Origin of the sequence: Streptomyces tibetensis, from assembly GCF_007655005.1 — a bacterium.
Lineage (GTDB): Bacteria > Actinomycetota > Actinomycetes > Streptomycetales > Streptomycetaceae > Streptomyces > Streptomyces tibetensis.
Map to the genome: position 1 here is coordinate 262,626 of NZ_SZVW01000002.1, position 13,074 is coordinate 275,699.

Here is a 13,074-nt window from a genome sequence, read left to right on the forward strand (position 1 = left end):
GCCTCGCCCGTCACGTGTCCTCGGGCGGCTGCCTCTCGCCGTTGACCTGGGTGTCCTTCACCTGGGTGCTCTTGGTGTGGGTGTTCTTCACGTGGGTGCTCTTCACATGGGTGCGCAGGCGGGCCGAGACGTCCTCGGGGGGCAGGAAGCGGGACCAGCGTTCCGGGAACTCGGAGGGCATGTCGGGGTCGGCCTCGCCCGTGGCGGTGGCGCGGGCGACGTACTCGGCGACCTGGGCCTGCCGCAGCCGCTCGTTGGCCTCGCGGGCCGCGGCCGTCGCGGCGGCCGGCCAGACCCGGTCGATGGCGGCGTTGACGGCGGCCCCGACGAGCACGGCGAACGCGGACACACCGATCCACAGCAGCACGGCGACGGGCGCGGCGAGGGAGCCGTAGATCGTGGGGCCCTCGACCGTGCTGGTCAGGTAGATCCGCAGCAGGAAGCTGCCGAGCACCCACATGCCGAGGGCGACCAGCGCGCCGGGCACATCCTCGATCCAGGGGGAACGGACCGGGACGGACACGTGGTACAGCGTCGTCAGGAAGGCGATCGACAGGAGTATGACCACCGGCCAGTACAGGACCTGCACGAGCGTCGTCGACCACGGCACGATCCGCACCACCGCGTCCGGCCCGGCCACCATCAGCGGCAGCGCGACCGAGCCGATCAGCAGGGCCACGATGAACAGCAGGAAGGCCATCAGACGGGTCTTGACGATGCCCCGGACACCGTCCAGGCCGTACATCACGGTGATGGTGTCTATGAAGACGTTCACCGCGCGGGAGCCCGACCACAGGGCGAACAGGAAGCCGACGGAGATGACGTCGGGCCGGCCGCCCTTCATCACGTCGTGCAGGATCGGCTGGGCGATCTCGCGGACCCCCTGGTCGGACAGGACCGTGCGGGAGGCCTCCAGGAGGTTGGTCTGGAGGCTCTCGATGGTGTCGGCGCCGGTCCAGGCGTCGACGTAGCCGAGCAGTCCGATCATGCTCAGCAGCAGCGGCGGCACCGACAGGAGTGTGAAGAACGCGGCCTCGGCCGCGAGGCCCAGGATGCGGTACTCGACGCAGGAGTTGACGGTGTCCTTGACCAACAGCCAGGCGGTCCTGCGTTTGGATACGTTCCGGTAGAGGGCCCGCGCCCGGTGGAGGCGCCCGGAGGGCGTGTCGGCGGTTTCACTTGCTGGCTGCACCCCCTAACGGTATCCGCCGTGCCCTGCCCCACTCACCCACAGGCCGGGTCTTCGCGGACCGGTCCGGGCTCACCGGGTGCCAAGGTGCTACCGCGGGGTACGTTCGCACCATGGCAGGCAGCACGCACACCGTGACGAACCAGGTCCCGCCGCTGGTCGGGTACGACGTCTTCTCCGCCGACCGGGCCCTGGCCGAGGCGGTCGACCGGCATGTCGATCCGGACCTGCGCGAGGAGGTCCTCGGCGAGCTGACCGCGCTCGGCCGGGCCTCCGGCTCGGCCCAGGTGCAGGAGTGGGGGCGGCTGGCCAACGAGAACCCGCCGCGGCTGCTCACGCACGACCGGTACGGCAACCGGGTCGACGAGGTCGAGTTCCACCCCTCCTGGCACCGGCTGCTCGGCAAGGGCGTCTCGGCCGGTCTGACGGCCGCCTGGGACCGGCCGGCCGGGCATCTGCGGCGGGCCGCCGCCTTCCAGGTGTGGACGCAGGTCGAGGCGGGCAACGGCTGCCCGCTGTCGATGACGCACGCGGCGGTGCCCGCCCTGCGCGCCGACCCGGACCTGGCGGCCGAGTGGGAGCCGCGGCTGACGTCCATGGTCTACGACCGTGAGCTGCGGCCCGCGCACCTCAAGGCCGGGGCGCTGTTCGGGATGGGCATGACGGAGAAGCAGGGCGGCAGCGACGTCCGGGCGAACACCACGGCGGCACGGCCCCTCGCCGAGGACGGGACCTATGAGCTGACCGGGCACAAGTGGTTCTGCTCGGCGCCCATGTCCGACGGCTTCCTGGTCCTGGCGCAGGCTCCGGGCGGGCTGACCTGCTTCCTGGTGCCGCGGGTGCTCCGGGACGGCTCGCGCAACGTGTTCCGGATCCAGCGGCTCAAGGACAAGCTGGGCAACCGGTCGAACGCCTCCGCCGAGGTCGAGTTCGACGGGACCTGGGCGCGCCGGGTCGGCGAGGAGGGGCGCGGGGTGCGCACCATCATCGAGATGGTCGCGGCGACCCGGCTGGACTGCGTGCTCGGCTCGGCCGGGCTGATGCGCCAGGCCGTGGCGCAGGCGGTGCACCACTGCACCTACCGCGAGGCGTTCGGCGGGAAGCTCGCCGACAAGCCGCTCATGCGCAACGTCCTCGCCGACCTGGCGCTGGAGTCGGAGGCGGCGACGACCCTGGCGCTGCGGCTCGCCGCCGCCTATGACGACGGCGGCGAGCAGGAGCGGGCCCTGCTGCGGATCGCGGTGCCGGCCGCCAAGTACTGGGTGACCAAGCGGTGCCCGCCCGTTGCCGTGGAGGCCGCGGAGTGCCTCGGCGGCAACGGCTACGTCGAGGAGTCCCAGATGCCGCGGCTGGTGCGCGAGTCGCCGCTGAACTCCGTCTGGGAGGGCGCGGGCAACGTCCAGGCGCTGGACGTGCTGCGGGCGTTGCAGCGGGAGCCGGGGGCTCTGGACGCGTATCTGCGGGAGGTCGGGCAGGCACGCGGCGCCGATCATCGTCTCGACGCGGCCATCAAGAACCTGCTGACCGAACTCGCCGATCTGGAGGGCGTGGAGGGGCGGGCGCGGCGACTGACGGAGCGGCTCGCGCTGGTGCTCCAGGGTTCCCTGCTGGTCCGTTTCGCGCCGCCGCAGGTCGCCGACGCGTTCTGCGCGGGGCGGCTCGGCGGTGACGGGGGCGCGGCCTTCGGGACGCTGCCGCACACGCTGGACCTGGCGTCGGTGGTGGAGCGGGCCCGGCCGGTGTCCTGATCCGGTCCGCTGATCCGCGTCATCCGCGTCATCCGCGTCATCCGCGTCATCCGCGTACGCCAAGGCTCCTTGTCCGCGAAGGTTCCTCGTCCGCGAGAGTTCCTCGTCGGCGTAGGTTCCGCGACCGCGAGAGTTCCTCGTCGGCGAAGGTTCCGCGACCGCGAGAGTTCCTCGTCGGCGAAGGTTCCGCGACCGCGAGAGTTCCTCGTCGGCGAAGGTTCCGCGACCGCGAGAGTTCCTCGTCGGCGAAGGTTCCGCGACCGCGAGAGTTCCTCGTCGGCGAAGGTTCCGCGACCGCGAGAGTTCCTCGTCGGCGAAGGTTCCGCGACCGCGAGAGTTCCTCGTCGGCGAAGGTTCCGCGACCGCGAGAGTTCCTCGTCGGCGAAGGTTCCGCGACCGCGAGAGTTCCTCGTCGGCGAAGGTTCCGCGACCGCGAGAGTTCCTCGTCGGCGAAGGTTCCGCGACCGCGAGAGTTCCTCGTCGGCGAAGGTTCCGCGACCGCGAGAGTTCCTCGTCGGCGAAGGTTCCGCGACCGCGAGAGTTCCTCGTCGGCGAAGGTTCCGCGACCGCGAGAGTTCCTCGTCGGCGAAGGTTCCGCGACCGCGAGAGTTCCTCGTCGGCGAAGGTTCCGCGACCGCGAGAGTTCCTCGTCGGCGAAGGTTCCGCGACCGCGAGAGTTCCTCGTCGGCGAAGGTTCCGCGACCGCGAGAGTTCCTCGTCGGCGAAGGTTCCGCGACCGCGAGAGTTCCTCGTCGGCGAAGGTTCCGCGACCGCGAGAGTTCCTCGTCGGCGAAGGTTCCGCGACCGCGAGAGTTCCTCGTCGGCGAAGGTTCCGCGACCGCGAGAGTTCCTCGTCGGCGAAGGTTCCGCGACCGCGAGAGTTCCTCGTCGGCGAAGGTTCCGCGACCGCGAGAGTTCCTCGTCGGCGAAGGTTCCGCGACCGTGAGGGCTCCTCATCGGCGAAGGTTCCGCGACCGCGAAGAGCGAGGGTGGTGCTGCGCCGACACGGCACCACCCCCGCCGTACTGGCCCGTTCGAGCCGCTGAACGCCGCTCGGGACGGCGCGGATCAAGTTTCGGACACGGCCGGGCCCGTCCACCAGGGTTGCAGGGGGTTGCAACTTGCTGCTGACTGTGTGCGGACTGTGCGCGCCCGACCGGGGCAGGCGGCACTATGAGACGGACAGTCAAAAGCGACTCCGGGGGGCGCACGCGCATGGACGTCACGCACTTGGCCGCCGTCGACAGCACACGGGCGGCCCGGGTCCTCAGCGAGGTCCGCGCGGCGCGGCTGGCCGGGCGGCCCGCTCCGGTGGCACCGCGTCCGGTGATCGAGCGGTCCTGGGAGCGGATGCTGCGCGGCGGCATCGACCCGGACCACGACGTGCGGGCGGACCCGCTGTCCCGCGAGGAGGTGCAGCGGCGGCGCGAGACGTCGGTATTGCGCCATGTGCTGCCGGTGCTGCGGGAGGGCCTGCTGGCGGCCGCGGACGTCGCCCACCACATCATGGTGGTGGCCGACGAGGACGGCCGGGTGCTGTGGCGCGAGGGCAGCCCGCCGGTGCTGCGCAAGGCGGACGGGCTCGGCTTCGAGCTGGGTGCGGACTGGCGAGAGGACGTCGTCGGCACGAACGGCGTGGGCACCCCGGCTGTGGTGCGCCGGCCCGTGCAGGTCTTCGCCTCCGAGCACTTCGTGCGCTCCCAGGCCGGCTGGACCTGCGCGGGCGCTCCTCTGACGGATCCGCGGGACGGCCGGCTGCTCGGCGTGGTGGATGTGAGCGGGCCGCTGGAGACGATGCATCCGGCCACGCTCGCCTGGGTCGGTTCGGTGGCCAGACTGGCCGAGGCCCGGCTGCGGGAGATGCACACGGAGTCGCTGGAGCGGCTGCGCGCGGTGGCGGCGCCGGTACTGGCCCGGCTCGGCGGCCGTGCCCTGGTCGTCGACCCGGACGGCTGGACCGCCGCGGTCAGCGGGATGCCGTACGTGCGGCGCGTGGCCCTGCCGAAGTCGCTGTCGGCGGGCCCGATACGGCTGCCGGCGCTCGGGCCGTGCTCGGTGGAGCCGCTGGCCGGAGGCTGGCTGGTGCGGGCGGCAGCCGACCAGCCGGTGCCGCACGGTCCGGCCAGGATCGTGCTGGACCTCAGGCAGGCGCGGCGCTGGTCGGTGGAGGTGCACGGCGGGGCCGGCTCCTGGGTCCGGGAACTGAGTCCCCGGCACGCGGAGTTGCTGTACCTCCTCGCCGTCCACCGCTCCGGCCGCAGCGCCTCGGGCCTGGCCGGGGACGTGTTCGGCGACCCGGCCCGCACGGTGACGGTGCGTGCCGAGATGTCGCGGGTGCGGCGCTACCTGGGGGCGTTCCTGGAGCACCGGCCGTACCGGTTCGCCGAGGAGGCCGAGGTCGAGGTGCTGCTTCCCGCCGATCCCCGGGATCTGCTGCCGCACTCGACCGCACCGGCGGTGAGCAGGCGGCGCGGGGCCGCAGCGGCGCCCTGAGGTTCACTGCGCGTGCCGTACAAGCCGCTCCGGGGGGTGCATCTTTCGCATATTTGCGGGGTCTTCGTCCGCGACACCGCTCACCTGCCGTAGCATCCCTCTACGGACCACCCCACCTGCTCCTCCGTCAACGTGCGGATCACCAGGCGCAGTTGGTCCGTCTGGGAGGACGTTATGAAGCATCGCGGCAGACACCGGCGGCGCAGGCGGGGCAGGGCGCTGCGCGCGACCCTGGCCGGGACGGCTCTCGCGCTCACCGCCGCCGCCACCCTGATCAGCGCCTCGCAGGCCACCGTCGCCGACGCTCCGGGGGCCCTCAAGCCGGTCGCCGCGTCCGACGGGGCCGGGCAGCCGGCCCTGGCCGAGCACCGGGTGCCCGGGCGGTGGCTGGACCGGCTGGCGTCGAAGATGGGCCGCCCGGTCGGAGTCGGCACGGTCCTGGAGAGCGCGGACCTCCCGCTGCGGGACGCGGCCGGCTGCTCCACTGCCGAGAAGCGCAGCCTGCCGGTGGAACCGGCGGCCACCCGCGCGTACTGCTTCGGCGGCTCCGACACCCGTGGATGGCGGGCAGGCGCGGTCACGACCTCGGGCGACGCGGACGACGACGGCCGCTGGGGCGGCAACCGCGTGATCCTCTCCGGCTGGACCCGCGGCGCCGAGGGCGGCTCCATGCAGGGCCCGGCCCCCGGGCAGGGCCTGGCCAAGGTCGCCTTCGTCGACGCGAACGACCCCGGCGCGCCGCGCTACACCTGGGCCCTGCTGGCCGTACCGGTGGACGGCGGGCGGGACTACCGGGGGCTGGTCTCCCCCCTGTCCGGCATGGTCTGGTACCAGGACAAGCTGCTGGTGACGACCCGCGAGGGCAGCCGGGACGCGCTGTACGTGTACGACATGGACCGCATCCAGCGCGCCACCGTCGAGTCCGACGCGGTCGGCCGGGTCCGGGGCGGCTGGGCCGCGCACGGCTACCGGTTCGTGCTGCCGGCCGTCGGCTCGTACACCCTGCCCCGCGGGGACGACTCCTCCCGCCCGGCCACCGTCTCCCTGGACCGCAGCACCTCCCCCGACAGTCTGGTCGCGAGCGAGTGGGTGCCCGCGGACGGCGACCGGCGCACCCGGCTGTGGCGCTACGCGCTGAGCCGGGATCCGGCCCGCTCCGGCCTGCTCACCACCGGCTCCTCGGGGCAGGCGACCCCTACCGAGACGTACGAGACGAAGACGACCGAGGTGCGCGGCGTGCTGGCGTACCGCTCGCGCTGGTATCTCGACCGCGCGGCGGGAAGTGCGGGCGGGCACGGGACGCTGTGGCGCCAGGACACCGAGGGCGCCCGGGCGGCGGGGTGCGGCACGGACGAGACGCGGAACTGCTGGAGCGGCGGTTCGGGCTCCCTGTCCTACTGGCAGGAGACCGGCGAGGTCTGGTCCCAGTCGGGGCGGATGCTGTTCGCGCTGCCGCTGACGTCGGTCGAGCGCGCCCTCGGCTAGGACGCCTTTCCCCCGGTGCCGCAGGCGGCGACGGGCACCTCGGCGAGCGTGGGTGCGGGATGGCCCGGGGTCAGGGTGGCCCGCCAGCAGCCCGTGGTCCCGGCGCGGGCCGTGGAGCTGCCGTAGGACGCGTGGGTGGAGAAGGTCACTACCGTGGACGCGCCGCGCGTCGTGACGGTCGCCGTTCCGATGGCGAGACCGGCCGGGGTCGCCAGGGTGCGCAGTCTTTCCTGGGTGAGGGGGGCGTCACGGCCCGCCACGGCGAGGGCGTCGGCGTAGTGCACCGCGTCCTGCCGCATGTGTGCGCGCGCCTGTGCCCGGGTGGTGGTCCCCGCGGGCGGGGGCTGCGGCCAGGTCGCCATGGCCCAGAAGAGCGCGATGACCGCGACCACGACGAGGAACGTGCCGCCGACGGCCACGGCCCCGTACACGGTTCGCCGGGGCGGCGGGACAGCACCGGAATTCATGAGCGTTTCTCCGTGCCGGGGAGGACTGGAGCGGCCCGGAGGGCCACGGGGGCGGGTGGCCGCCGCGTAGGGCGGCCACCCGTTCAGGGGTCAGTAGTTCGCCGCCGCCATGGCGTTCTGGAAGGCCAGGGCGTATCGGGAGGTGCCGGTGGGAGTGGGATGGTAGCTCTCCATCCCGGGGCAGATGGGATTGCCGGGGCAGGAGAAGTCGGCCGGGTTGTCGGCGGCGGGGCCCGCCACCAGGTCGTTGATGCCGGACGGCGAGTCGCACATGCGGTAGCCGGAGAACTCGCTGTCGGGTGAGTAGAACGTCACGGGGACGCCGGCGGCCTTCGCCTGGTCCGCCGCTGCCTGCTCCTTGTCTCTCATGTCGTCCGCCCACACGTTCAGCTGTGCCTGCGCGCCCGCCGTCATGACGCTGGCGCAGGTGAGGCTGTCGGTGTCGAACAGCTCCGGATAGCCGAGCAGGATGATCTTGGCATGGGGTGCCTTGGCGTGGATGTGCTGCAGCAGCGGGGGGATCTTCCCGGTGGCGTAGGTGAGGTTCTGCTGCACCGTGGAGTCGGAGGGGCACCCCTGGGCGAGGTTCCCGCAGGCGCCCACGGTGCCGCCGAAGTTGGCGTCGTTTCCGCCCACGGTGAGGGCGACGAGCGTGGTGTCGTCGTTGAGGAAGCCCGAGTCCAGCTGGGACACCTCGCCGTACTGGCCGAGCGTTCCCGGGCCTCCGTTGCCGTTGGTGTCGAGGGAGGTGTCGAGGTCGTAGGAGAAGGCCCCGCTGCAGGCCACCGAGTGGAAGTCGAGCGTCTTGTCGAGGGCGTCCGCGCGCGACCCGACCGATGTGCTCGTGCCGGGCAGATCGGCCCTGCGCGCCCAGGAGTTGGAGCTGCGCAGGCAGGCGTTCCAGTTGTGCCCGGGAGAGGACTGGGTGGGGATGGAGGCGTAGGGACCGGTGGCCGTGCCGTAGTCGTACGAGCCCGCGCCGGTGCCGGAGGAGTAGGAGTCGCCCATCTGGACCACGATGTCCTTGGGCTTGGACGGCAGGGGCTGGAAGGCGACGCTGTCCCAGGCGATGTCCTCGTCGGCCGTGCCGTCGGGGGCGAAGTTGCTGAGGGAGACTCCTTGGTAGGCGCCGGATGACGGGGAGAAGGCGAAGACGCCCAGGCTGACCCAGGAGTTGGTCTGCGTGTGCACGTTCAGGATGCGGTTCTGGGCCGACCCTGCTCCCGGGTGCACGGAGTAGACGGCGTCCTGCGTCTGGGAGCCGGTGTCGGGCAGATGGACCAGGACTCGGGTCCAGCCGCTGAGCTGCGAGTTCAGCTTCCAGGTGCCCGTGACGGCCATGACGCCGGAGACGTCGGGCGTCTGTGAGAGGTCGTAGCTGTACTGGTTGTTCGCACCGGTGTCCAGGTTCCTGGTGTGGGCGTACCAGAAGTGGTCGCCGAACCCGCCGCCGATCTGGTGCAGGTCGCCCTTGGCCTCGTAGTGGTTCTGGGCGTCGGCCTGGAAGGGGCTGAAGGTGAACGTGCCGCCGTTGCTCCAGCCGGATTTGGAGCAGCCGTCGGTCATGGCGGGCACCGAGGCCGGTACGTCGTCCACGACGACGGCACCGGACGGCACCGCGTTGTCGCACATGTGGCCCGACCCGTTGTTGCCGTTGCCCAGTTCGGTCTTGAGGGTCTGGTAGGTCAGGTACTCGTGGCCGCAGCTGGTGCCGCAGGCCACCTTCCACGTGGTCTGGGGGGCGTGGTACCAGTGCGGCGGGTCACAGCTGGACCCGAGGTGGTCCACCTCGCAGCGCGGCGGGGCGGACGGATCGCAGTCGTTGACGTCCGGGGAGCAGAAGGTGTCGAGGTCGGGTTTGACGGAGGACCGGTCGCGGTCGTTGTCCCACCAGGCCGGCGAGTAGCCGGCGGTGTTGCTGTTGTTCGCGGTGCCGCTGTCGGCGTAGGCGCGGCCGGTGTCGATGGGCCAGGCGCCCCAGCCGAGCACCTTCTCCTCGTAAGGCCAGTCCTGCGGGTGGCCGGCGTCGGCGTAGGTGTTCTGGTCGAGGAAGGCGTGCCGGTCGGGCGGGTAGAGCGGGTTGGACGGGTTGTTCAGCCAGCCCAGGCCCCAGGGTGCGGTGGGGTTGGCCGGGACGTAGTAGTTGAGGCCGGAGTTGTAGTCCCACAGGGCGGCGAACCAGTTCTCCAGGCCGGCGGGGTCGTCGGTGTTGAGCTTGATGCCGCCGGGCGAGACGGCCGTGTCGTGGAGCTCGTTCCACTTCTTCTCGAGCGTCTGCGCGGCGACCGCGATGTTGGAGGTGTAGTCGAGGGCGATGGCCTTCTGCTGGGCGGCCGGGAGTTCGTCGGCGTCGCCGGTCTTCATGCCGTCGGTCTGCTGGCCGATGCCGTAGCCGCAGTCGGCCTTGGACCAGTCGATCAGCCAGTGGTCCTCGGGGGTCGCCGGGTCGTTCGGGTGGCCGTAGAAGCCGTTGGTGCTCGCCAGGGTGGAGCTGGTCTGGCCGGGCAGGGCGCCGCCCTCGGCCTGCCAGAGGTTGGACTCCTGGGCCAGTACGCCGAGCAGGACCTGGGCGGGGATGCGTCCGCCCGAGGTGCCGGTGAGTCCGGGCAGCGGGAACATGGCCTGGGGGTTGACCGTGCCGAGTCCGTCGGCGGTGCGCCAGCCGCCCTGGCGGACCCAGGAGCTGGTCAGGTCACCGCGTACGGCCATGTCGACGGCCCACTCGACCTGGTTGGGCGTCGGCTGGTAGGCCTGCTGCGCCGGGTCGTTGCGGGGCTGGGAGCAGGCGCGGTCGGTGTCGACGGTGGAGTCGGGATCGCCCGCCGCCGCCGTGGTGACCGTCGCCGCGGACATCGTCGCCGCCGACAGTGTCGCCGGTGTCGCGGTGGTGGGTTTGCCGCCGGTCGCCGTGGCGGGCCTGGCGGCGGTCGCCGTGGCGGGCTTGGCGGCGGTCGCCGTGGCGGGCTTGGCCGTGGTGGGCTTCGCCGCGGCCGTGGTGCGGTCGGCCGTCAGGGCCGGCGAGGCCTTTCTGCCGGCGGCCCCGGGGGTGACGGGGGCCGCGCCCACGGTGAAGGCGACCTTCTTCCCGGTCGCGGGTATCTCCGTCTTGATCTGGAGCGGTGCGGGGGTGTTCCAGGCGGTCGCCGCCAGCGGGTTGCTGACGTGGCTGCGCAGGCTCGCGGACACCGCCTGGTCCACGGCGAGCGCGCCGGTGGAGGACACCGTGGCGTGGGCCGCCGCCTTCAGCCGCCGCACGGGGGCGGGCGGATGGGCGGTGGTGGGCTTGCCGGTGAGGAAGACCCGCCCGGAGGTTCCGGCCGCGAGGCCCAGCGAGCCCGTGGCGCCTTCGGCGAAGGTGGAGGTCGTGCCGCCGGCGGTGCGGCGGGCGCGGGCCTTGCCGCCCGCGCCGTCCAGGAAGTCGATGCCGCCACCGCTGTCGGCCCGCAGGTCGTAGGCGGGGCCCGAGGTGGTGGCGAGCTGGGTGGCGTGGTTCTTGCGGTCGAAGCGGATCAGCCGTCCGGCCGCCGCGCCGACGACGGTGGTGCCGGTGGGGACGGCCGAGGTGACGCGGACCTTCGCCGTCTGCCGATGGGTGACGGCACCGGTGACGGTGTCCACCGTCAGCAGCCGGGTCTGGTCGGTCCGGTCGTCACCGACCTGCGTGAGCACGGCGGTCTCCCCCGTGCCGCAGCCCGGGTCGAAGTACGCCAGGGTCACCGTGTCGGCGAGCTTGGTCACCTTGCCGCTGGTCAGGTCGACGACGGCCGCGAAACCGCCTCGCTCCATCAGGTCCGGCCGGTTGGTGAAGTCCCTGGGCGCGTAGACCACGACCGCTCGCTTGCCGGAGCCGGTCACACATGCGTTGCCGATCCACAGGTCGGTGCCGAAGCCGGGTTCCGAGAGCGTGGCGAGCGTGCGCCACTGGTAGGCGTCGCGGCTCTTGGCGGCGAGCACGTGCAGACCGGACCCGTCGCCGGCCACGGTCACGGCTGTGTCGGCGGAGGACTTCCAGGTCTTCGGCAGCACGGTGCCCGGTGAGAGCACCTTGGAGGACTGGTCCTGCGGTGGCGGTTTCGGATCGCTGTCCGCGGCGCCGGGGGTCGTGGCGGCGGACGTCTTCGGTGCGGCCGGTGGGGCCGCCCAGGCCGGCCCGGTCTGGGTCAGGCCCGTGACCGCGAGTGCGGCGGCCAGCAGCGCGAAGGGTGTACGGGGTCTGCGTCTCGGCCTCAAGGGTTCTCCTAGGTCGGAAGAACATCGGAAGGACAGGGGGTCCGAAGGGGCGGGGCTGCTCGGGAACGGAGTCGGGCGGGGCTGCCAGGGAACGGAGTCGGGTCGAGGGCCGGTGGCTCACCGGCGCAGCGCCGTGAGGGGCTCGGTCCGGGCGGCCCGCAGCGCGGGATACAGCCCCGCGAGCAGTCCGGTGACGGTGCCGACGAGCGGGGCGGGCAGGACGGCTGCGGGCTGGAGCACGGCCGTCCAGTCCCGGGCCAGGGCGGTGCCGAGCACCGTGCCGACGCCGAGGCAGGTGCCGATCAGACCGCCGAGGGTGCCCAGTGCCGTGGACTCGGTCAGGAACTGGGCGGTGATGTGGCGTGGGCGTGCGCCCAGGGCGCGCCGCAGGCCGATCTCGGCTCTCCGTTCCAGGACGGCGACCAGCGTGGTGTTGGCGATGCCGAACGCCCCGACGACCAGGCAGATCACGGCCAGCACCAGGAACAGCCCGGACAGGTCGGTGTTCACCTGGTCCCGCAGACCGTGCGGATCGGGCGGCGGTGTCGCCTTCATCAGGTCCGGCTGGTCCGGGCGCAGCGCCAACGGTGCCTGCCGCGCGACCAGTTGGGCCGCACCGGGGCGGGTTTGGATCAGTGCCTGGGCGGGCGCGTCGGTGGGGGCGCCGTATGCGCGCAGCGCGGTGGTCGTGGGGATGACCACGCCCAGCAGGGTCTGGGGCAGCCGTTCGGTGTCGGCGACGATGCCCACGACGCTGTAGGAGGTTCCGTCGACGAAGACGGCGGGGCTGCCGTCGAGCCGGCTGATGCCCAGCAGCCGGGCCGCCGAGATGCCCAGCAGGCACACCCGCTCGCCCCGGGACTGGTGGAAGGTGCCGTAGAGCGTGCCGGTGGAGAGGGTGGGCCGCATGGCGCGCAGGGCGCCGGGCGAGGCCGCGTACACACCGATGCCGGACCCCTGGGCTTCCGCGTCGGCGGACGTGACGTCCGGCCGTGGCGAGATGATCCGGTCGCGTACCGGCACGGTCCACCAAAGGCCGCCGGACACCACACCGTTGAGCCGCTTCAGCCGGGCGTCGGTGTCGGCCGGGAAGCTGGTGGCCGATGTGCTGCCGGGGCTCGCGTCCGTCACGGTGACCGTGGTCTCCTCCAGGAGGCTGAAGGACTTGGTGATCTGGCCGGTCGCGGTGGAGGTCAGGCCGAGTACCGCCACGAAGGCCCAGACGCCGAGGACGGTGCCCAGCATGGTCAGGGTCGAGCGGCCCGGGCGCTGGACCAGTCCGGTCAGTGCCTCGGCCAGCAGGTCACGGGCGTGCAGCCGGGTCGGGGCGGTGGTGAGGGCACGGGTGCCGGCCCGCCGGGGCAGGAGGGCGCTCACGGGGCACCCACCTTCCCGACAGCGGCACGGGTGCCGGCCCGCCGAGGCAGGAGGGCGCTCACGGGGCACCCACCTTCCCGACAGC

7 protein-coding genes are annotated in these 13,074 nt (G+C 72.6%); 3 read left to right on the forward strand and 4 right to left on the reverse strand.

What is annotated here, in order from left to right; all coding sequences use genetic code 11:
- Nucleotides 1–10: 10 nt before the first annotated feature.
- On the reverse strand, nucleotides 11–1,192 hold the full coding sequence (locus tag FDO69_RS03650; protein ID WP_104778133.1) for a YihY/virulence factor BrkB family protein: 1,182 nt from the start codon (nucleotides 1,190–1,192) through the stop codon (nucleotides 11–13).
- A gap of 110 nt (nucleotides 1,193–1,302) precedes the next feature.
- On the opposite strand from FDO69_RS03650, the gene FDO69_RS03655 reads away from it, so the two are divergent.
- The 3 genes from FDO69_RS03655 to FDO69_RS03665 all read left to right on the forward strand — a co-directional run bounded on the left by FDO69_RS03655 (nucleotide 1,303) and on the right by FDO69_RS03665 (nucleotide 6,915).
- Nucleotides 1,303–2,937: an acyl-CoA dehydrogenase family protein gene (locus tag FDO69_RS03655; protein ID WP_104778134.1), complete on the forward strand. Its 1,635-nt coding sequence runs from the start codon at nucleotides 1,303–1,305 to the stop codon at nucleotides 2,935–2,937.
- 1,215 nt (nucleotides 2,938–4,152) lie between these two features.
- Nucleotides 4,153–5,430, forward strand: coding sequence for a GAF domain-containing protein (locus FDO69_RS03660; protein ID WP_167526514.1), 1,278 nt, complete (start codon nucleotides 4,153–4,155; stop codon nucleotides 5,428–5,430).
- Nucleotides 5,431–5,604: 174 nt separating this feature from the next.
- Nucleotides 5,605–6,915: a hypothetical protein gene (locus tag FDO69_RS03665; protein WP_104778137.1), complete on the forward strand. Its 1,311-nt coding sequence runs from the start codon at nucleotides 5,605–5,607 to the stop codon at nucleotides 6,913–6,915.
- Here FDO69_RS03665 and FDO69_RS03670 read toward each other — a convergent pair.
- The 3 genes from FDO69_RS03670 to FDO69_RS03680 form a co-directional block, all read right to left on the reverse strand.
- Nucleotides 6,912–7,382 carry a hypothetical protein gene (locus FDO69_RS03670; RefSeq protein WP_138430043.1) on the reverse strand — a complete coding sequence of 157 codons (471 nt, stop codon included), beginning with the start codon at nucleotides 7,380–7,382 and terminating at the stop codon, nucleotides 6,912–6,914. The genes FDO69_RS03665 and FDO69_RS03670 overlap by 4 nt on opposite strands.
- 90 nt (nucleotides 7,383–7,472) lie before the next feature.
- Entirely contained in the window at nucleotides 7,473–11,612 is a 4,140-nt protein-coding gene (locus FDO69_RS03675) for an SGNH/GDSL hydrolase family protein (protein ID WP_104778141.1), read from the reverse strand.
- A 117-nt stretch (nucleotides 11,613–11,729) separates the two neighbouring features.
- A complete protein-coding gene (locus FDO69_RS03680) occupies nucleotides 11,730–12,989 on the reverse strand; it encodes an ABC transporter permease (protein WP_234387833.1) in 1,260 nt (419 codons plus the stop codon).
- Nucleotides 12,990–13,074 lie beyond the last annotated feature (85 nt).

Excerpts from the sequence above, each read along its gene's own strand:
- FDO69_RS03670 (WP_138430043.1), bottom strand. The coding sequence starts at position 7,382 with ATGAATTCCGGTGCTGTCCCGCCGCCCCGGCGAACCGTGTACGGGGCC.
- FDO69_RS03660 (WP_167526514.1), top strand. The coding sequence starts at position 4,153 with ATGGACGTCACGCACTTGGCCGCCGTCGACAGCACACGGGCGGCCCGG.
- FDO69_RS03665 (WP_104778137.1), top strand. The coding sequence starts at position 5,605 with ATGAAGCATCGCGGCAGACACCGGCGGCGCAGGCGGGGCAGGGCGCTG.
- FDO69_RS03655 (WP_104778134.1), top strand. The coding sequence starts at position 1,303 with ATGGCAGGCAGCACGCACACCGTGACGAACCAGGTCCCGCCGCTGGTC.